Annotated in this window: 21 protein-coding genes and 3 pseudogenes; 11 read left to right on the forward strand and 13 right to left on the reverse strand. The window is 57.7% G+C overall.

Annotation, left to right across the window (positions count from 1 at the left end; all coding sequences use genetic code 11):
• Positions 1-11 precede the first annotated feature (11 nt).
• Complete coding sequence (locus P8S53_RS05365; RefSeq protein WP_277806119.1) at positions 12-374, forward strand: hypothetical protein; 363 nt, start codon at positions 12-14, stop codon at positions 372-374.
• Between the two features lie 140 nt (positions 375-514).
• On the opposite strand, the gene P8S53_RS05370 is transcribed toward P8S53_RS05365, so the two are convergent.
• Complete coding sequence (locus tag P8S53_RS05370) at positions 515-1,180, reverse strand: helix-turn-helix transcriptional regulator (RefSeq protein WP_277806120.1); 666 nt, start codon at positions 1,178-1,180, stop codon at positions 515-517.
• Between the two features lie 72 nt (positions 1,181-1,252).
• Here P8S53_RS05370 and P8S53_RS05375 point away from each other — a divergent pair, with 72 nt between their 5' ends.
• Genes P8S53_RS05375 through P8S53_RS21410 form a run of 4 tightly spaced genes read left to right on the forward strand, consistent with a single transcriptional unit; the run spans position 1,253 to position 2,642 of the window.
• Positions 1,253-1,591, forward strand: a complete 339-nt coding sequence (locus P8S53_RS05375; protein WP_277806121.1) for an NIPSNAP family protein — start codon at positions 1,253-1,255, stop codon at positions 1,589-1,591.
• A complete protein-coding gene (locus tag P8S53_RS05380) occupies positions 1,588-1,950 on the forward strand; it encodes an antibiotic biosynthesis monooxygenase (protein WP_277806122.1) in 363 nt (120 codons plus the stop codon). Before P8S53_RS05375 ends, P8S53_RS05380 begins: the two co-directional genes overlap by 4 nt.
• Before the next feature lie 30 nt (positions 1,951-1,980).
• Positions 1,981-2,514, forward strand: coding sequence for a sulfite exporter TauE/SafE family protein (locus P8S53_RS05385; protein WP_277806123.1), 534 nt, complete (start codon positions 1,981-1,983; stop codon positions 2,512-2,514).
• Positions 2,424-2,642 (forward strand): TSUP family transporter, encoded by a 219-nt coding sequence (locus P8S53_RS21410; RefSeq protein ID WP_373418510.1) that lies wholly within the window; start codon positions 2,424-2,426, stop codon positions 2,640-2,642. The genes P8S53_RS05385 and P8S53_RS21410 overlap by 91 nt, the downstream gene beginning before the upstream one ends.
• Positions 2,643-2,757: 115 nt before the next feature.
• Here the strand turns inward: P8S53_RS21410 and P8S53_RS05390 are convergent, their stop codons facing one another.
• The 5 genes and pseudogenes from P8S53_RS05390 to P8S53_RS05410 form a co-directional block, all read right to left on the reverse strand.
• The gene (locus P8S53_RS05390; protein ID WP_277806124.1) at positions 2,758-3,279 is read right to left on the reverse strand and encodes a GNAT family N-acetyltransferase; all 522 of its coding nucleotides are present in this window, start codon (positions 3,277-3,279) and stop codon (positions 2,758-2,760) included.
• A gap of 429 nt (positions 3,280-3,708) precedes the next feature.
• Complete coding sequence (locus P8S53_RS05395) at positions 3,709-4,179, reverse strand: GNAT family N-acetyltransferase (protein ID WP_277806125.1); 471 nt, start codon at positions 4,177-4,179, stop codon at positions 3,709-3,711.
• A gap of 391 nt (positions 4,180-4,570) precedes the next feature.
• A pseudogene (locus tag P8S53_RS21290) lies at positions 4,571-5,205 on the reverse strand (transposase zinc-binding domain-containing protein); the annotation flags it as partial.
• Between the two features lie 12 nt (positions 5,206-5,217).
• Positions 5,218-5,836, reverse strand: a pseudogene (locus P8S53_RS21295) (tyrosine-type recombinase/integrase); the annotation flags it as partial.
• An 83-nt stretch (positions 5,837-5,919) separates the two neighbouring features.
• Positions 5,920-6,888 (reverse strand): GlxA family transcriptional regulator, encoded by a 969-nt coding sequence (locus tag P8S53_RS05410; RefSeq protein ID WP_277806076.1) that lies wholly within the window; start codon positions 6,886-6,888, stop codon positions 5,920-5,922.
• Positions 6,889-6,934: 46 nt separating this feature from the next.
• Here P8S53_RS05410 and P8S53_RS05415 point away from each other — a divergent pair, with 46 nt between their 5' ends.
• A complete protein-coding gene (locus tag P8S53_RS05415; protein WP_277806127.1) occupies positions 6,935-7,645 on the forward strand; it encodes a DJ-1/PfpI family protein in 711 nt (236 codons plus the stop codon).
• A 166-nt stretch (positions 7,646-7,811) separates the two neighbouring features.
• Here the strand turns inward: P8S53_RS05415 and P8S53_RS21415 are convergent, their stop codons facing one another.
• Positions 7,812-7,946 carry a DUF2938 family protein gene (locus P8S53_RS21415; RefSeq protein WP_373418516.1) on the reverse strand — a complete coding sequence of 45 codons (135 nt, stop codon included), beginning with the start codon at positions 7,944-7,946 and terminating at the stop codon, positions 7,812-7,814.
• Positions 7,907-8,134: pseudogene (locus tag P8S53_RS21420) on the reverse strand (DUF2938 family protein); the annotation flags it as partial. The gene P8S53_RS21415 and the pseudogene P8S53_RS21420, both read right to left, overlap by 40 nt.
• 74 nt (positions 8,135-8,208) lie before the next feature.
• Here P8S53_RS21420 and P8S53_RS05425 point away from each other — a divergent pair.
• On the forward strand, positions 8,209-8,484 hold the full coding sequence (locus P8S53_RS05425) for a hypothetical protein (RefSeq protein ID WP_277806128.1): 276 nt from the start codon (positions 8,209-8,211) through the stop codon (positions 8,482-8,484).
• 404 nt (positions 8,485-8,888) lie between these two features.
• Here the strand turns inward: P8S53_RS05425 and P8S53_RS05430 are convergent, their stop codons facing one another.
• The 5 genes from P8S53_RS05430 to P8S53_RS05450 form a co-directional block, all read right to left on the reverse strand.
• Positions 8,889-10,577, reverse strand: a complete 1,689-nt coding sequence (locus P8S53_RS05430; protein ID WP_277806129.1) for a cation:proton antiporter — start codon at positions 10,575-10,577, stop codon at positions 8,889-8,891.
• A 373-nt stretch (positions 10,578-10,950) separates the two neighbouring features.
• The gene (dgoD, locus tag P8S53_RS05435; protein WP_277806130.1) at positions 10,951-12,123 is read right to left on the reverse strand and encodes a galactonate dehydratase; all 1,173 of its coding nucleotides are present in this window, start codon (positions 12,121-12,123) and stop codon (positions 10,951-10,953) included.
• A 42-nt stretch (positions 12,124-12,165) separates the two neighbouring features.
• Entirely contained in the window at positions 12,166-13,440 is a 1,275-nt protein-coding gene (locus P8S53_RS05440) for a TRAP transporter large permease (protein WP_277806131.1), read from the reverse strand.
• Positions 13,437-13,970 (reverse strand): TRAP transporter small permease, encoded by a 534-nt coding sequence (locus P8S53_RS05445; protein WP_277806132.1) that lies wholly within the window; start codon positions 13,968-13,970, stop codon positions 13,437-13,439. The genes P8S53_RS05440 and P8S53_RS05445 overlap by 4 nt, the downstream gene beginning before the upstream one ends.
• Before the next feature lie 106 nt (positions 13,971-14,076).
• Positions 14,077-15,105 (reverse strand): TRAP transporter substrate-binding protein, encoded by a 1,029-nt coding sequence (locus P8S53_RS05450; protein ID WP_277806133.1) that lies wholly within the window; start codon positions 15,103-15,105, stop codon positions 14,077-14,079.
• Positions 15,106-15,254: 149 nt separating this feature from the next.
• Here P8S53_RS05450 and P8S53_RS05455 point away from each other — a divergent pair, with 149 nt between their 5' ends.
• From P8S53_RS05455 to P8S53_RS05470, 4 genes are all read left to right on the forward strand, one after another.
• Positions 15,255-16,025: a FadR/GntR family transcriptional regulator gene (locus tag P8S53_RS05455; RefSeq protein WP_277806134.1), complete on the forward strand. Its 771-nt coding sequence runs from the start codon at positions 15,255-15,257 to the stop codon at positions 16,023-16,025.
• Positions 16,026-16,395: 370 nt separating this feature from the next.
• Positions 16,396-17,439, forward strand: coding sequence for an NAD(P)-dependent alcohol dehydrogenase (locus P8S53_RS05460; RefSeq protein WP_277806135.1), 1,044 nt, complete (start codon positions 16,396-16,398; stop codon positions 17,437-17,439).
• A 506-nt stretch (positions 17,440-17,945) separates the two neighbouring features.
• Positions 17,946-18,830: an AraC family transcriptional regulator gene (locus tag P8S53_RS05465; RefSeq protein WP_277806136.1), complete on the forward strand. Its 885-nt coding sequence runs from the start codon at positions 17,946-17,948 to the stop codon at positions 18,828-18,830.
• Between the two features lie 89 nt (positions 18,831-18,919).
• Positions 18,920-19,837, forward strand: coding sequence for an ABC transporter substrate-binding protein (locus tag P8S53_RS05470; protein WP_277806137.1), 918 nt, complete (start codon positions 18,920-18,922; stop codon positions 19,835-19,837).
• The last annotated feature ends 9 nt before the right edge of the window (positions 19,838-19,846 follow it).

The raw sequence follows: 19,846 nt of genomic DNA on the forward strand, positions 1-19,846 counted from the left end.
GATCATTGCCTGTGGACCAATGGGTTCTGACCGGTCCGGTCGAGGGGTGGGGGGACGCGCTGCTTGTGGCCGTTGACCTGATTGGATTTGTGACCGCTCCAACGCCGGTCAGACTGCAACGGCTTCTGAAGCGTGACCGGGAACGTTTTGGGGACAGGATAGCGCCAGATGGCGATCTGCATGCGCTGCACATGGCGGCCTACTGGTGGGCGCGGCAGTATGACGATCCGACATTTCCGGGGCAGAACCGTCTCAGCCAGAAGGAATGGCTGATTACGCGCGCGCCGTATGTGGTCCGGCTGGACGGGACGCTGCCGCTGAACGATATCGTTGACCGGCTTTTGATTGGTTTCCGCTGTCAGGCCGACCTGTGATCGATCGCTCCGTGGTCGCGCATTGAAGGTTTTCGGTTGACCAGAATCAGCAAAAGCCTTGCTCGGTCCTCAATGACGCGGGCGAACTTGCCGGTTGGTTTCGGGACCGGCAGCTATACCCGGAGCAAGGCGAGGTTCGGTTATTTTAGCCACGCCCGAAATCGCCTCTCACCCTCCGGGCTGAAACGGATGACGCGCGATGATGGCACCCTGCGCGCCCATGACAGGGCGAACAGGCGATCCAGCACCGCCTTGCCGACCTGCCCGGCCAGATGATGCCGCCGCTGGCTCCAATCCAGACAGGTGCGGCAAAGGGGGCGGTTGCTGGCGCGCAGATCATCGGGCGACACAGCGATTTCAGCAAGCTTCGCCCAGCCCGGATCGGACAGGGTCAGGTCATCCGCCAACCAGCCATTTTCGCGCGCATGGTCAAACAGCAGGACACCCATCTCCCCGGCCAGATGGTCATAGCAGATGCGCGCCTTGCGCAGCGCAGGTTCCTTCGGGCCAGTGCGCAGGGGTGGCGCAGCATCGCTGGAAAACACCATCAGCGCCTCCAACAATGCCGCGACATGCGGCCCCGCCAGACGGAAATAGCGGTGGCGGCCCTGCGCTTCGACACATAGCACCTCACCATCGACCAGCTTTGCCAGATGGCCGCTTGCCGTCTGTTTTGTAATCCCGCCGACCCCCGCCAGTTCCGTCGCTGTCAGGGCGCGCCCGTCCATCAGCGCCAGCAACATCGCACTGCGCGCGGGATCGGCGACCAGGGCGGCAATGCGGGCGATGTCGGGACCTTCTCTCATAGTTCGGTGATAGCCGAACCATTGACCTGCGCCAAGCTGTTATCCGGAAGGCCCAAGCAAAAAGGCATCCCCATGATCACCTGCGTTATCACCTATGACATCGACCCCAACCGGCGAGAGCTGTTTGCCGAATATGCCCGCAACTGGGGCCAGTGCATCCCACGCTGTGGCGCTGACCTGATCGGCTATTTCGCCCCGCATGAAGGATCGGCCAGCACCGCTTACGGCATCTATTCCCTGCCCTCGCTGGCAGATTACGAGGCATACCGCGCCCGCCTTGCCGCCGACCCGTTGGGCCGCCAGAACCACGAATTCGCCCGGCGCGAGGGGTTTATCCGACGCGAAGACCGCCTGTTCGTCAAACTGGCATCAGCCCCGCACGGAACAGGTTCAAATGGAGCGCGCCCATGATCGCGGTGATCTTCGAGGCGGAACCGGCAGCAGGCAAACAAGCGGAATATCTGGCGCTTGCGGCAGATCTGCGCCCCCCGCTTGACGAGATCGACGGCTTTATCTCAATCGAGCGGTTCGAGAGCCTGACCACACCCGGCAAAGTCCTGTCGCTCTCCTTCTGGCGCGATGAGGCAGCTATCGCGCAGTGGCGGAACATGAACGCGCATCGCGAGGTGCAGGCGGCGGGGCGCAGTCGCGTCTTCAGCGATTATCGCCTGCGGATTGCGGTAGTTCAGCGCGACTATGGCATGAACGCCCGCGCGCAGGCCCCCGCCGACAGCCGCAGCATTCACGTTGAAAGGGCCATGGATGTTTGATCTGGAATGCGATTACACTGGCCGCGCCGCATGAGTGACCCGGCATTGTTCACGCTGACCTGTGCGACCTTCCTGCTAGCCGGTATCGTCAAAGGTGTCACAGGCATGGGGCTTCCGAGCGTGGCGATGGGGCTGCTGGGTGCACTGATCTCACCCCTGACCGCCGCGAACCTTCTGATTGTGCCATCCTTCGTCACCAACCTGTGGCAACTGCTGGCGGGACCGGATGTCTGGGCGCTGATCCGCAGGCTTTGGCCAATGATGCTGGCGATCTGTGCTGGCACTTTCATGGGCGCATCCTGGCTGGTCAGCGGCGATACCGAACTGACGACTGCCGCGCTTGGCGGGGCACTGGTGATTTATGCGAGCTACACCCTCTTTGCGCGGCAACTCCAGGTGCCTGCACGTCTTGAATCCTGGCTTTCCCCGCTGTGCCTTATCTTCAGGCGCTCAACCTGTCCCGCGATGATCTGGTGCAGGCCCTTGGCCTTTCCTTCACTGCCTCTACCCTCGCGTTGGCAATCGGGCTCGGCGCGCAGGGCGCATTCACGACCGGAAGTTTAGGGCTTTCCCTGCTGGCACTGGCTCCGGCTCTTGCAGGCATGTGGGCGGGGCAGCGTCTTCGCAAGCGCATCAGCCCAGACATATTCCGTCAGGTGTTCCGCATTCTTCTGCTGATTTTGGGAGCGTAAATGGCTTTGCGGCCGCTGCTATAGAAGCGACAGGTCAGAACCCTCTGGACAGAATTAGTGGGACAGAAACACCTGAGTTTTGTCCATGGCGACCGCCGCGAAGAGTCCTTTGCCGTCATTCAAGTTTAGCGCCTGTCGGCTTCCACATCGCGACCCGGGTTTTCATGTCCAGGAACGTCGCATGGCGATCAAGGATGACTTGCAGGTTAGGCCCAATCCTTGCCGCAGGCATTTCTGTATATCCAAGCTTCCTATACCAAGGGGCATTCCATCGCGGCACCCGGAAGGTGGCCAGACATGTTCCCGAAGCGCCAGAAGCAGAAGCATAGGCCTCTGCCCATTCAAGCAATCGCTGCCCGATACCTTTTCCTGACATCCCGTCATCGACCATAAGACTCGCAATATAGAGCATGTCATCAAGCGGCTGCACGATGATGTAGCCTGCTCGGTGCCCATCGAACTCAGCGACTTTTGTCGTCCCGGTCCTGAAACGTTCAGGATTGATTGCCGGGGCTGCTGCAAATTTTTCGTATTCTTTCAGTGACAGGTAGCGCCGATGCGCTGCGCGCTCCAATCGGCGCAGATCTTCAATTTCGGCCTGGTCATAGGAGCGAAGAAGAGTGCGTGTGTCATTCATGGGTCGATCATCATTGCATGGCCAACGCTCTTGGCGCGGTCCTTTCCGAACCTGCTTCACACACATACAAAAGCATGCTGCGAGGCCTGATGTTGAAGCAGGGGTGGATATTCATAATAGTGGTCGTCGCAGTCGAGACCTCGCGACGCCGGGCGGCGACTGGTTTACCCGGCGCCGTTCATACCGAGGCCGTCTTTATGGCTCGAGAGAAATGTCGTGTTGGGGTCCATCATGATGACTCTCTAACCATGAGGCAGGAATTGCACAAGTGAAGCTTCTGTGACGAACTGCCGGAAAGTCTGAGGTTTGTGGCTGCTGTCAGGGTGAGCTGCAACAGCGACAAACCTTAGACGTAGCGGTAGTTCAAACTTTCTGTTGTAACGTCTGCTTGTGCTAAATTGGCGCGCGGCGTTTCCAGAAAATATAAGTTCAGGAACTCTGCTTCGCAACAGCGAAACGCTTGCAGATTAGTCCATCCGGGGTCCGGTAGGTTCGGAATCCCATAGCCTCGTAATATGCCAGTGCTTCAGGATTGGTCGCTGCAATCGATGCGTCGATGTTACCGATACCCGCGTTTTCAGCGGCAAGGCGACTTTCTTCAAAGAGCGCGCGTCCCACCCCACGGCGCGCGGCCGAAGGTCTTATGTGAGTGCCGATGATGCCCCATCCTGGTTCAACACCCCACTTATTGTCAGGTTCAGCTAACTTGAGCGACTGGAAACCCAGTATAACGCCTTCGTCCACAGCGACAGAACACCGGATCTTGCCGGAGTCCTCAATATAGTAAGCGCGAACAAAAGACTCATCATCAGGGCTGGTGCGCTTACCAGAGGCTGTCAGTTCTTTGAGAAATGTACTCATCTGCTTGACGTCCTCGACAACTGCGTCTCTGATTTCCATGCCCAATCCCTCTATCTGCCTACGAATTGATCAAAGGTAACCAGCCTGTTGAAAGATGGCAATCGGCAGAAATTGCCGCCAACGCTGCCATTCGTCCATGCCGCAGCATCGGTCAAAATGGGCTCGAAACGGGATTTGCCGCACGAGGCACGGACATGCCACTTCCCTGAAGGTTTTTCGATGTGGGCCGCGGCACGACATTGGCGTCCAAGAGCTGGCGGCCCACGTTGACAAACCTCGGAAGGAGGAAGCCGCGGGGGTCTTGGATCACCCTATGGAAAAATGCGCAGACGGTTGGGGCGACGGCTGTGTCAGGGGGGCGGCTGACGGATCGCATGATGCCTGAAACGGGGACAAACGCGCTTGATGATCCCGGAAACGCTGAGCGATTTGGCGTGAGAGCTATCATATTTCGCGCCGAAGACGGACGGGTGCCGCCTGTCGTGACCGGGTCTGCCGTGGGCAGCCGGTGGTGGGTCAGCGCCGATCCCCAGGTGTGAAGGACGCTGGTTATGCCTACTCGCGCCCCCATGCGCTTGGGGTCTGCCGCAATCGTCATCACCGTTTCGGCGTTCGCCAATATCTCTCGGACCAGTGGCGTTCCATTGGCTCACCTTTGAACAGAAGGCCATAGACCGCCTTTTTGTTCCAGTAAGCGATCTACGCAATCGCGGCTTGCATCGTGAAGACGACGTGGAAATACTTGACCGGCAACAGGTCCTCGGCGCGCGCCGCCATCCAGTCGCGCGCAGCTGGACCCTGACATTTGGGGCAGTGCCTGTTTTTGCAGGAGTTGTAGGCGATGTGATGATGACCACACTTTGCGCACCCCGCCACATGCCCGCCGAGCGTGTTTTCGCTACAAATGATCCCCCGGATCGATTGCTTTACGCTCAAACTCCGGCAGGCTTCAATCGCTGACATTACTTTCAACTGGGACAGGCTGATATGCCCCGCATTGGCCTGTCGCCACGCAGGGCCATGGGCATGGAATATGTCAGCGATCTCCAGCTTGGGCCGGGGCACCGGCCCTTGGCGCTATTCCAACCCTCGTCGCAAGGTCTCGTCTTGCAACAGCTTCATCTGCTCGAAAGGGCTCACTGTGCTGCGGATGGTCTTTGTTGCAACATGGGCATACCGGGCAGTGGTCGTCAGTTTGGAGTGGCCAAGCAGCACCTGGATCACGCGCACGTCCGTGTCCGCTTCCAGCAGATGCGTGGCGAAGCTGTGCCGCAATGTGTGCAGCGTTGCAGCCTTCTGGATATCTGCATTCGCCATTGTTCTTGAACCAATGGCGCACAATGGCTCATTGTTTGGCCGAGGTGAATGCCCGGTTCAGTTGTCGGGGCGACAGCGGGCTGATCTTTGGCTTGCCGGGGAACAACCACCCCTCTGGGCGGGACTCGCGCCAATAGTCGCGCAACAGATCCAGCAGGCTCGGCGACAGCATCGCTTTGCGATCCCGACCGCCCTTGCCATCATCGACATGGATCAGCATCCGATCGCTGTCGATATCCTTGACCTTGAGGTTGCAGACTTCGGATGCACGCAGCCCGGCACCGTAACTGATACCAAGAGCTGCGCGATATTTGAGCCCGGGACCGGGCACGGCAGCCATCAAGTCAGCCACCTCCTCGACACTCAGGACAACCTGCATATGCGCCAACATTTCCAAGAGGAACCCCCTAACGGCCATTCATCCTGATCGCGAAGGTCATCGACAAAAAGCCAGGTTTTGGATCATCCTGTGCGGTTCGATGCGAATTGCCTTTGATAGGCAAGCGGCGTCTGCCCGTATGCATTGAGGAAAGCGCGCCGCAATGTCTCCGGGCTGCCGATGCCGGACCGGCGCGCAACCTCCGAAACCGACAGCCGCCTGTCCAGCAGATCGCGCGCGAGGTCGCAGCGCATGGCCTTGATGGCGGCCTGCGGGGTCTGGCCCGTGATCCGCCGGTAATGCCGCGAAAAGCTGCGCGTGCTCATACCGGCACGTTCGGCCAGTATCTCCAGCGTCAGGGGACGGTGCAGATTTCCCGCCATCCAGCCATGCAGCGCGGCAAAGGGACCGGATTGCGACTGACGCTCCAGCGGCGCGCTGAACTGCGCCTGATCCCCCGGACGCTTGAGGAAGACAACAAGCTGGCGCGCAACGGCCAGCGCCGTGGCATGCCCCAGATCGTCCTCCACCAGAGCCAGACAAAGATCGATCCCGGCGGTCACGCCCGCCGATGTCCAGATGGCGCCATCGCGGATGAATATGGGTTCCAGATCAAGCCGCACCTGCGGAAACCGCGCGCTGAACTCCGGACCCCGCTGCCAATGCGTCGCCGCGCGCCGCCCATCAAGCAGGCCTGCGGTTGCCAGCAGGAAGGCACCGCTACAAACGGATGCAAGCCTGCGCACCACGGCGGCGCGGGTGCGGATTTCCTTGATCAAGGCTGCGTCCCGACAAGCCGCTTCTGTCCCCTGCCCTCCGGCGACGATCAAGGTATCGGGCGGCACATCAACAGCGCTGAGCGGCGCGGCGGATATAGACAGCCCGGACGATGTTGTGATCATCGGTGCTGGCGCGATGACGCGCGCGCGATACGGGGTGGGGCGCCCGTCAAGCGCTGCCAGATCATTGGCCGTGGCAAAGACCTGTAACGGGCCGGTCACGTCCAGAACCTGACAGCCCTCAAAGGCAAGAATGTCGATTGAAAGGGCCATTTTGGCGTGATCCGAGGTAAAATTGGCGACCCGGCCAATATGGGCCGTGCAATATGATCACGTCAATCATCAGCGGAGCGCGCCCACGCATATCGGTTTCCTCGTCTTCCCCGGCATCCAGCAGCTTGATCTTGGCGGACCATATGAGGTCTTTGCCGCTGTCCCGGGAGTTACTGTAAGTCTGACCTGGAAAGACACCGCCCCTTTAAGGTCCTCCAGCGGGTTCTGGATTACCCCGACAGTGACATTCGAGACCTGCCCCGCCCTTGATCTGATCTGCATTCCCGGCGGGGGCGGTGTGAACCCGCTGCTGACCGACGATGTTGTCCTGCAATTCGTGCGCAATGCCGCCCGGTCCTGCCGCCTTGTGACGTCTGTCTGCACCGGATCACTGGTTCTGGGCGCGGCGGGCCTGCTTGCTGGCAAACGCGCAACGTCACACTGGAATGCGGTGGATCTGCTGGATCATTTCGATGCCATTCCGACCACTGGCCGGATCGTGCGCGACGGGGCGATTGTGACGGCGGGGGGCGTGACGTCGGGCATCGACTTCGGCCTTGAAATCATCGCCGATCTGTTCGGACGTGATGCAGCAGAAATCGTGCAGCTTGGGCTGGAATACGACCCTGCGCCGCCATTCGCGTCAGGAACGCCACAGAGCGCCCGCCCCGAGATACTGGCCGCCAGCCGTGACCGCCTGTCAAAGTCCCGCGCGGAGCGTGAGGCGATTTTGGCAACCTTGCCGCAGGGGCAATAGGTGCAAAGCCACAGTTGCAGGCGCCGGTCGCGCCCGCCATCTGCCAGCAGGCGAACTCATCCGCCAGTTGGGGCGGGGGATGCAGTCTTGACCTGACACCTCGGCATCCTGTCATGGGATTTCGAAATGGCAGGGGGAACGGGGCCGCTAGATACCTCGGTCTCTATTAGCTCCCTCCCACCGCCACCCAGAGCCATGCGCCCAGCCACAAGCGAATGCCGAACGCAACATGCGCTGACACACTCCGCAATCGCGCCGACCAAGGTTTTGGCGTTTTTCTTGCCGCAAGGCCTGCGCCCATTCTGGCCCGGAGAAAAGCAGAGGAATGGCCGCGAACACGACACCTATGAGGTAATGAGCTGCCCATCCCAGCACCGCTTCATGTGGGATGGGCGAGCTTTGTCCAATGGGTCGATGGATGATCCGCCTATTCGGAATATGTCCAATCCAGCGCCCTACCATTGCATAGTTCAGGGAAGGAATGCCCATAAACCGCTTTTGCGTGAGCGCAACAAAATCCATGAAACCGGTCGCAATCACACCTAGTTTCTGAAGGTCAAAAGTTGATTGCCGGTTATCGCCCCAAGGAGTTCGAGCTTGTGCCGTCTGGCACAACCAAGTCTCTTGCCATGCGAATTGGGATCACAAAGATGATGGGTGATGAACCCTTGATCCAAGGTACACTGGATGGTCAACAGATTCGGGTCTTGATGCCGTATTCGGCACAGATACGGGAAGGCGAAGCAGTGAACCTGCGCTTACGTTATGACAGACTCAAGCTTTTTGATGAAGCTTTCGGTTTGGCGATTCGTCCGACAGGTGCAGCAGCGCTGACTTGAAGCCGACATCCATTGTCGTCAATCTGTCCTGAGGCGAGGTCATTGATCAAGATGCGCTGATTGCCGCGTATCTCGACCCGCCAGGCCAATGACATGGCGCAATCCTTGGAATTCAGCGCTGGCCGGTTCTGCGCGACAAGCGCGGCGTTTCAGGTGGGCCACCAAAGGGCTTGTGGGCCGCGATTTCTTCTGCGCGCTTGTCATATAGCACGACCTGTCGATGCAGGTTCGCGCCCCGCTGTATCTGCGGGACGACGGTAGCGCGGGCGAATCCTCAAGAAGTTTCGCATTGCGATGATGCATGAAAGCTGGTTTTGCCCCGCTGTTGGGCACTATGTTTATGGGCAATAGTCAACATGAAGGCAACGATACCGCTGCGCCTGACAATGTGACAGCGTGCGGTTTCATAGTGCCTCGTCTTGCAGGGGTGGCTGCGTTAATTGTCGGACTGCATAATCCGCCGCATCATCGAATGGCTTGAGCACCACACTCGCGCCTTTGCCCAGAAGATCTTCTGCCTCGGCCACCTGCTGGACTGACAAAAACACCTTGCCGTTGTAATTGGCCGACTTCAGGCCATGCAACAGCGCAAGCTGCGGGTCGGCTTCGGTCAGTGCGCCGCGGTCGCGCGGCACGGCGGACACCACTGCCTGAACGCCTGTCAGGTCCATATGCACCACAAATTCGGGGTCGGTCGCATCGCCATAGCTGGCCTCCAGCCCCATGCGCCGCCAGTTCGCCAGCGCTTCGGGGTCGAAATCTATGCCCAGCACGCGGTAGCCCTTGTCATGCAGTTTGCTGCCGATCCGGCAGCCATAGCGGCCAAGCCCAAAGATCACGAAATCCACATTGCGCGCATCATCCACGCTTTGGGTGTCATCTTGTTCGCGGTGCGGGCGCGCGCGCTCGAATATGCCAAGGAACGGCTCGCAAATCTCGAACAGCTTGTGCGACCATGTGATCATATAGACCGACAGCGCAATCGTCACGAGGCCCACCAGCGTGACCAGCCCCATGGCCTGTTGACCCACATGGCCGATGGTGATGCCCATCGCCATAAAGATCAGCGAGAATTCGGAAATTTGCGCCACCGTCAGACCGGCCAGAAACCCCGTGCGCCTGCGGTAACCCATATAGCCCATGATCGCCAACACGATCAGCGGGTTGCCGATCAACACGAACAACGACAACACAATCGCCGGGCCGATCTGGTCGCCCAATGTGGACAGTTGCAGCGACGCGCCCAGGTTGATGAAGAAAAACAGCAACAGAAAGTCGCGCAAGGATGCAAGGCGCGACGAAATCGCTTCGCGGTATTCGGTCGAGGCCAGCGACACACCGGCCAGCAGCCCGCCCAATTCCTTGCCAAAGCCCAGCACATCGCCCAATGCGGCAAGGCTGGCCGCCCAACCCACGGCAAAGATAACCATCAATTCGGGCGAACGCGCGATCTGCGCCAGCAGCGGGCTGGCCACATAGCGGATGAACACAACCACCGCGCCCACCATGACCGCGCCGCCGACAAACACCTGCGCGACATCCCACAGCCCGCCCGCATCTTCGCCCATGCCCACCCCGATGGCCGACAGCGTGACCATGGCCAGCACCACAAAAATATCCTGCACAATCAGGAAACCCAGCGCGATCTTGCCATGCAGCGCGCCGATTTCCTGTTTGTCGGACAACAGCTTGACGATGATAATCGTTGATGAAAACGTCAGCGCTATGGCGATATACAGCGATGTGACCGGATCCAGACCAAGGGCCAGACAGATCAGAAAGCCGAAAAACGCCGTGAAAGTAACCTGCCCCAGGCCCGTGGCCACCGCCACCTTGCCCAGATTGCGCACCAGGCTGACATCAAGCTTCAACCCGACCAGAAACAGCAGCACCGCGATTGAGATCTGGCTGAGGGTTTCAATGAACTCGGTCGAGGACACCAGCCCCAGCGCATCAGGTCCCGCCAGCACGCCCACAGCAATGAACGCCACAACCAAAGGTTGGCGCAGCAACAAGCCTACAAATCCCATCCCGGCCGCCAACAGCACCAGAATCGCGATTTCGTAAAAGATCGAGGCGAAATTGGCGTCCACTCTTGTCTCCTTAGCCTGCTTGGCGCTGTGCAAACCTAACTGCTCTGTCCATGACTGGCCAGTGCAGCGGTCAGGCAATCCTAGCTGCCCTGCAAAATAAAACCTTGGGATAGATCAAATCCGTGGAAAAAGCGTTTCACTATAGAAACGCCCAATTTTTTGGGTGCCGCCGCGATTATCTGAAGCCAACATCTATTGTTGTCAGACTGCCCCCAGCAGGGGGTCGGCAATGCGTCGAATGTATTGATCACCGCTTATTCGTCACCGCCCGTCGCTGATTTGCGCGAACGGTCAGTAGAGATGATTATCAAACATCTGCTCCAAAGAAAGGGTAATGTGTCGTCATCGCGCTATGTCGTGCAACCGGTTTTCGTTACCAGTTCGCGATTGTACCATCAGCCAGCTGTGCCTCCAGTGCAGGAATGATTTCCGGTTCGAATGGGTGGCGCGCGGCGGCTTTCTCGTTGATTTCGACACCGAATCCCACAGCCTGCGGCACATCCCAATATCCATCAACAAGATGCATCGGATGCGAAAAAATCTCATCGAACCAAGGCACAAGACCTACCGCTTCTTCTTGAATGACAAAATTAGGCGTCGCAACGTCGAAATGCAAAGCCACCGCACCTGCCACTGGTCCCATAGGGTTATGTGGCGCAATGCCCATCTGTCCGGCCTCGGCGATGGCCGCAATCTTGCGCCCGCCGGTCAAGCCGCCGCAATGGCTAAGGTCGGGCTGGACATGCGCCACAGCTCTGTGTTCGGCCAGTTCCGCAAATTCGCGGGGGGTGAACAGCCGCTCGCCCGTGGCCAGCGGGCAATTCACGCGCTTGGAAAGTGCGGCCATGGCAGGGGCATCACCCGGCTGGATCGGTTCTTCAATGAATAGCGGGCTGATTGGCGCGATAACATCAATATACGCTTTTGCCACTTCGGGTGATGCTGGCCTGCCGTGAAAATCTGTCATGATGGCCACTTCGGGACCAACCCTTTCACGCACGGCCTGTGCCAGTTTTTCAACATGAAGCAGGTCGGGCAGCGGTGCTTCATACCCTGAATATGGCACAAATCCCAGCTTGACCGCGTTGTAGCCCATTTCAACGGTTTCCTGAACCGCGTCGCAGAATGCGCCAATGTCAGCGGTTCCAACCTGCGCGCCGATGCGCGCGCGGCGCATATGGGTATAGACCCTGACGCGGTCACGCACCTGTCCCCCCAGCAGTTGCCAGACCGGCACCCCCAGATCTTTCGCCTTGATGTCCCACAATGCCTGATCAATGGCTGATACCGCCGACATACCGATCGACCCCAGCGGCCAGAAGCTGAACTTCGTCATCTTGCTGAAGATATGTTCAATGCGGCGCGGGTCCTCGCCAATGACGAATTGCGCCAGATCATCAACCGCGCCCAGCACCGCGCGGGTTTTCCATTCCAGCGTCGCCTCGCCCCAGCCGTGCAGGCCGGGTTGGTCGGTCTGGACCTTCACAAAGATCCAGTTCCGGTGAATGGCGTTTACAACCACAGTGCTGATGCCCGTAATTTTCATGAAGTCCTCTCGCATTGCGATATGCCCGTGTGTTGCGGGGCGTCAGTTTAACAGGTCGGGCAGATAGCTGGAAATGCCCGGAATTAGGCACACAAGGCCGATGGCCAGCAGTTGCGCCAGCAAAAATGGCACCAAAGCGCGGATCAACGGATACATCCGTACACGGCCCACACGCATCATCACGAACAGCACAACCCCGACAGGGGGCGTGACAAGGCCCATTGCAAGGGTCAGCATGATGACCATGGCCGCCTGCATCGGGTCTATGCCAAGCTGGTAGACCACAGGCATCAGCAGGGGTGCAAAGATCAGGATTGCCGCGCCAATATCCAGAAAGGTGCCAAGCAGCAGCATCAACGCGGCCACTGCAAACAGAAACAGCAACGGGCTTTGCTCAAAGACACTTGCGGTTGATGCAACCCATGATGCGATTCCCAGCAAATTTAGTGCGTAGGACAGGATCGTGGCCGCAGCAACAAGCAGGTAAATCGTGGCCGATGTGCGCGCCGCCCGCAAGAATGCCTTCCATAGCCCTTTCAGGTCCATCACGCGAAACACGACCGTGGACAGGAAAATGGCATATGCAACCGCAACCCCGCCGCCTTCTGTGGCGGTGTATATTCCGGCAAGCATTCCGCCGATGATGATGACCGGCAGGGTCAGAACCGCGATGGCCTCGATGATCATGCGGCCAGCACCGTCACTGTTGAAGACCAGACGCCGCGGTTTTGGCACCCGCTTGCGAAACGCATCAATTGCGACAACTGCGGCGCAAGCCCCGCCAAGCAACAGGCCCGGCAGTATACCCGCCAGAAACAGGTCGATGACCGAAAGTCCGGTGACGGCTGCCATAATGATTGCCAGCCCCGATGGCGGAATGATTGGCCCCACAATCGAAGAGGCCGCAGTGACGGCTGCGGCATATTCCTTGGTATAGCCTTCTTTGGGCATTTCTTCTGTAAACACCCGCCCCAGTGCCGCAGCATCCGCCACGGCCGAGCCGGATATTCCTGCAAACAGAACCGACGTGCCGATATTGGCATAGGCCGTCCCGCCACGCAGCCAGCTTGTGGCTGCGGATGCGATGGAAATCAACCGCGCGGTGATGCCACCCTGACTCATGATTTCAGCGGCCAGAATATAAAACGGCACCGCAAGGAAAATGAAACTGTCCACACCGGTAAACAACCGCGTCGCAGTCACGGACAGCGGGATACCCGCCAGCCAGACCCCAAGAATACCTGCAAGCCCGATGGCAAATGCGACAGGAATACCAATAAACAGCAGGCCAAGACCCAGAATTGCGACCCAGATCATTGGCTGGCTCCATTTGTGTCGGTGCCCTGAGTGTTGGAATTGACTGCGCCATAGTCATCCGGCTCGAAGCCCGAAAGCCAGCTTAGGGCAACCTGCACCAGCATAAGGGCCGCGCCGACAGGCAAGGCGGCATAAGGAATGATCATGGGAATGCCCGATGCGGGCGCCGTTTGCGCCGCATTGCGCAAGGCCAGCGGGAGACCGTAGTATAAGATCACGACACAGAAAATCGCAGCGACCGAATATAGCGCCGATTTGACAAACCGGACCAAGTTTGGCCTGACCAGCCCTTCCAGCACCTCGATCCCCATATGCTCGAGACGGAAAATGCATGCGACACTGCCCAGCATCATCAGCCAGATCATTGAGTAACGCATCACTTCCTCTGTCCAGCTGAAGCCGGTGCTGAAGAAATAGCGCCCGCCAACCTGCGTCAGGTTCAGCACCGTCACCGTGATCAGCAAAAGACCTGCGATGATTTCAGTGCTTATGGCAAGCACGCGGGCAGCGTGTGTTGCAATACGCGTCATATCTGACCCATCAATTGTTCCAGCCGCGGGGGCCGCGATGATTTCGGTGAATGGTGGGGTGTCACCCGTGGCCTTGCCGCACAGCAGGGCCACGGGCGGGGAGCAATCAGTTCCGGTAGAGTGCGGCTTTCGCCTCGTCTACTGTTGCGATCAGTTCATCGACCAGATCGTCGCCGACATTGCTGCGGATGAAATCCAGCACAGCGGGCTGTGTGATTTCCTTGAAGGCTGCCTTTTCTTCAGGCGTGGAGACGTGAATTTCCATCCCCAGTTCGTCGGCCAGCTGGCGGCTGAAACGCCAGTCGCCTTCGGTTTTCTGAAGGTTCTCTGTCCATGCCATCAGAAGGGCCGCGTCCTGAATAACCTGCTGATGGCCCGGCTCCAGCGAATTGAACCAGTCATCATTGGCAATAATGACATGCAGCCCAAAGGTGTGTTCGTTCAGTGTATAGTATTTCTGAACCTCGCCATGGCCGCCACCATAGACCACGGCTGGCGGGTTTTCCTGACCGTCAACCACACCCTGACGCAGCGCCATCACCACTTCGGCCCCGCTGATCGGCACGGCGGTCGCGCCCAGAGAATTCACCAGCTCCATGTAAACCGGGCTTTCCATGGTGCGGATTTTAAGCCCGCTCATGTCTTCGGGGTTGATCAGGGGGCGGATGTTGTTGGTGAAAGACCGAAAGCCGTTTTGCGAGAATGCCAGCGCACGAATTCCGGTTTGTGCCAGAATATCGTCTTTCATATTTTCGGCAAATTCGCTTTCCAGCACACGCCATGCCACAGGTGCAGATTCGAACAAGTAGGGAATCGACCAGACCTGCATCGGCGCATAAAAGCCGCTCATCGCGCCATCGGCAGGAAAGCTGAGTTCCAGACTGCCCTGCTGGACCATCTCGATCATCTCGCGTTCACCACCAAGCTGGTTGTTGGGGAACAGCCGCACGGTCAATTCGCCATTGGTTTTGAATTCGACATATTCCTTGAAACGGACAAGGGCATTATATTCCGGAAAGTCCCCCTCCGGGATGCCAATGCCGAATTTAATCTCGGTCGCGTCCGCATGGGACGCACCGAACGCAAAGGTGGCGGCAGCAAGCGCTGCAGCGCAGATTGCACTTTTCATATTCATGGTTTCCTCCTCCATTCGATCTGGTGGCGCAGGCGGGTGTCATTTTTTTGATGCCAATGCGTTGCCAGTGCAGGCCGGGTGGCGCTACATAAGATGTAGGATGACTCACTCTAGATCATATGTAAAGAATAATTGGAGATGTGGACAACATGCGCCCGATCATCGAACGCCCCTCGCGACGACATCTCGGCCTGAAGATACCAACAGAATTCATCTCGTCATTGCCCACTGGTGTGGCCAAGCAATCTGTTGAAATTCTGGGGCAGCGGATCACCAATGACGTGTATTCCCCCGATGACGTGATGCCCAACGAAGACGAACTGGCAACTTCCCTTGGGGTCAGCCGTGCCACAGTGCGCGACGCGGTAAAGGTGCTGTCCGGCAAGGGGTTGGTGCGCACGGCGCGGCGCTATGGGACAAGGGTTCGTCCGGTCGAGGAATGGAACTTTCTGGATGGTGATGTCGTCTCCTGGCATGATCCATCGCACCCCCGGATCAAACAGATATTCGCGGAAACAACCGAATTGCGCAGTGTCATCGAACCCGCCGCCGCTGCGCTTGCTGCCAAACGGGGAACCGAAGAACAGGTGCAGACGCTGTTGACCGCAGCGCATGCCATTCATCCCGCGCATGTGGATGTGGAAACCCTGTTCGCGGCCGATTGTCAGTTTCACGTCACCCTTCTTGATATGACCAGAAACAACGTCATGCGCCAGTTGCGCCAGATCATCCTGACCATGCTGCGGGTGTCATATGAATTCGGGGTCGTAAACCCTGACAACGAAAAAGTCAGTCGTGAAGGTCACATTGCCGTCGCAGATGCCATCGCAGCCCGTGATCATCACGCCGCCCGAAAGGCGATGTCCGAAATGCTGGAACTGAACCGCGCGATTGCAGAAGATTACTGGCTTCACACATAATCAGTGTCAATTGGTCCAGACCATGCCGTGAAGCATCGCCTGTTTTGAGTGACAGAAATGAAGCAAGATATAGCAGGATAAGGTTCCGGTACGGGCCAAGACGTAAATTGGTTTGGCAAGGGTCTTGACCCGATGCGATCCGCGCAGGTCCGACAGAAGCGAACACTGGTCACGTCTGTTGACCGGCTTTGGCAAAATCATCGTATGATACCTGTTTCAGGCAGGTCTGATAGGAATTTTGCCGTATTCGTGTCGAGTATAGCCAGCCGGTCTCGTCTGTATTTACACTGCTTGACCAGGCCACCATCATGGAGCCATGGATTGGTCGGTTAGTGAACCGAACGTAGAAAGACATATAGAAGGGTTGCGTATGGCTGAAGCTTTGGTGCTTGAAGGAAAAGGAAAGCTGTCCCTTCGGGATGTTTCGCTTCAGCAAAGCGTTGGTCCGTACGATGTCAGGGTTGCAATCCGGACCGTGGGTATTTGCGGCTCTGACGTTCACTATTATACGCATGGAAAGATCGGGCCGTTTGTCGTGCAAGAGCCAATGGTGCTTGGGCATGAAGCGGCGGGAGTCGTGCTGGAAACAGGTTCCGAGGTCCGGAATCTGACTGTTGGCGACCGCGTTTGCATGGAGCCGGGCATTCCGGATGCGACATCAAGAGCCTCCAAGCTCGGGATTTACAATGTTGACCCGTCCGTAAAATTCTGGGCCACTCCGCCAGTGCATGGCTGTTTAACGCCTGAGGTTATTCACCCTGCCGCGTTCACATATCGCATTCCGGATAATATGAGCTTTGCCGAGGGTGCAATGGTTGAACCCTTCGCAATAGGTATTCAAAGCGCGTTGCGCGCGCGGATTCAACCCGGCGACGTTGGCCTTGTCATAGGGGCAGGGCCGATCGGGATGATGACAGCACTTGCTGCGTTGGCCGGGGGATGCGCGAAGGTATTTATTGCCGACCTCGCACAGCCCAAACTGGACATCATAGGTGCCTATGACGGGGTCGGTACGATTAACATCCGGCAGAGTTCCGCCGCACAGGCGATCGCCGCGGCGACCGGTGGCTGGGGCGCTGACGTTGTGTTCGAATGCAGTGGCGCTGCCGCGGCAGTTCTTGGCTTGCCAGCACTTGCACGGCCCGGGGGCACTGTCGTGCTGGTGGGAATGCCGGTGGAGCCGGTTCCAATGGACATCGTTGGCTTACAAGCAAAGGAGCTTCGGATTGAAACGGTGTTTCGCTACGCCAATGTCTATGACCGCGCGATTGAATTGATCGCGAGCGGCAAGGTTGATCTTAAGCCGCTGATATCGGAAACTTTCGCATTCAAAGACAGCGTTGCTGCGTTCGAACGTGCTGCCGAGGCACGGGACACAGATGTCAAGATCCAGATCGAGATGCCTGCCGACTGATTGCGCGTTGCGGGTATACTGCGCGTTAAACCTGGACCCGATTTAGCTATGTCGGGCGAGAAGCGAAGTATTGCAAACTTGGATTTTGGTCTATCGCAGGCGGGCGGATCGCATCATCCGGGAAAATTGCACGGATTAAGGTTAATTCGACAAAATGCATGTCAGTATATGCGCAGAAAAGTATGAGCTTTTTGCCACGCATTCATGAATTACTCCGTCTAAGTAAAGAACCTGTATGTCGCAACTTAGACTGAGTTCGGAACTTATGTTGTTTATATATCGTTCGCCGCATTGCAGCACATCTTTCTGAGATAGCCGTCTGCCCGCGGATAGAAAATGCCTGAACATATATTTCCCCACGCGCCGAGAAGGTCAAAAAAGTATCACTTTGTGCGGGCTGGTGTCGTGGCTACCTTATTGTGCATGTGGTAGAAAGAATCAGCACTGAGAGGAGGGTCGGTGACGCCGAACGGCGGCGCGGCTTCGGTGAGAAAGGGAAGGGAAGCATGCAGCTCGACCTTGAGTTGGTTCATATACGCACCGGGGAATCCTTCGCTGCCTGGCGCCATGGATATCCGTTTCGGACCGTGCGCTGGCACTATCATCCAGAGTATGAAATTCACCTCGTGGTCGCTACGAGTGGCAGGTTTTATGTCGGCGACCATGTCGGCAATTTCGAACCGGGCCAGTTGATCATGACAGGACCGAACCTGCCGCAAAACTGGATCAGTGATATCGGTGCAGGTGAAGCGTTGCCGCAGCGGACTGAGGTGATTCAGTTCCCGCAAAGTTTTGTAGACCATATTCTGACAGCATTCCCGGAAATGGAGGCGGCAGGCACGTTGTTCGAACGCAGTCGTCGCGGCATCTTGTTTGATTATGGAACCGGCGAGGTCGTGAGGCCGTTGATGGCGCGCTTGATCGACGCCAGAGGTGTCCTGCGGCTGGCGTTATTCTTCGAGATTCTGGACGCGTTGTTACATGCGTCGCAGACACAGACACTGGCAAGCCTGAATTTCATGCTTGATATGGAGAAGGCCGAGGAATCCGAGATGAATCGGGTGATCGCATATCTTCGCGAGAACCTGACAGAACCGATTAGTGAACTGGAACTCGCAAAGATGACGGGTCAGGGCCAGAGTGCGTTCTCGCGTTCGTTCAAGCGGCATACCGGTGTAACGCTCGTAAGGTTCCGCAATCAGCTTCGGATTGATCTGGCTTGCCAAATGCTTCTGTCAGACATTGATGCGAAGATCGCCGACATATGTTTCGATGTCGGGTTTTCTAACCTGTCAAACTTTAATCGACATTTTCTGCGGCTGAAAGGGATGTCCCCGTCGGAATTCCGAACAGCTTTTGCAGAGAATAAGACGGTGTGTATGTCCGTCTGACCACTGAAAGACCTCTTCCTGATAAATGATCCGTGGGCATGAAGTTCACGGGGCAGGAGGGATTTTTTCTATCAAAAGGGAGGAACCCAATGAGTAAAATTCTGAAAACTGTTTCCGTTGTCGCACTTGGCATGACTATGACTGCCGGCAGCGCGGGCGCTCAGGACCGTCAACTGAAAATTGGCATGACGTTTCAGGAAATGAACAACCCGTATTTTGTCAGCATGCAAGAAGCGCTGATGGAGGCCGCGGCAGGCCTTGGGGCAGAGGTTGTGGTGACCAACGCGGGGCATGATGTCGCCAAGCAGATATCTGATGTTGAAGACATGCTACAGCAGAACATCGACATTTTGTTGCTGAACCCGACTGACAGCGCGGGCATCGAAGCGGCTGTCCACATGGCCAAGGAAGCGGGCGTGATCGTTGTGGCCGTCGACGCCAATGCGAACGGCCCCGTGGACACCTTTGTCGGGTCAAAGAACCGGGATGCCGGTTATATGTCCTGCGCGTATATGGCTGAAGCTATGGGTGGCGAAGGCGAAGTCGCCATCCTTGACGGCATCCCGGTAGTGCCAATCCTTGAGCGGGTTGAAGGCTGCAAGGCCGCACTGGAAGAGTCGCCCGGAATTACGTTGGTGACCACCCAGAACGGGCGTCAGGACCGGTCTGTTGCGCTTGGTGTGGTTGAGAACATGATTCAGGCACATCCCAATCTGGGCGGCATCTTCTCGGTCAATGACGGTGGTGCCATGGGGGCCTTGGCCGCAATTCAGGGGTCTGGCAGGGACATCCTTCTGACCTCGGTTGATGGCGCGCCAGAGGCCGTCGAGGCAATCGCGCGGGGCACGCCGTTCATCCAGACGACCGCTCAGTTCCCTCGGGATCAGGTGCGGATCGCGCTTGGGATGGCATTGGCGCATTACTGGGGTGCACAAGTTGTCCCGGCTGAAGTTCCGATCGACGTAAGGGTTGTCGACGCCGAAAATGCAGAAGGCTTCGCATGGTAATTTGCGAAC

This window comes from Roseinatronobacter sp. S2 (assembly GCF_029581395.1).
Taxonomy (GTDB): Bacteria; Pseudomonadota; Alphaproteobacteria; order Rhodobacterales; family Rhodobacteraceae; genus Roseinatronobacter.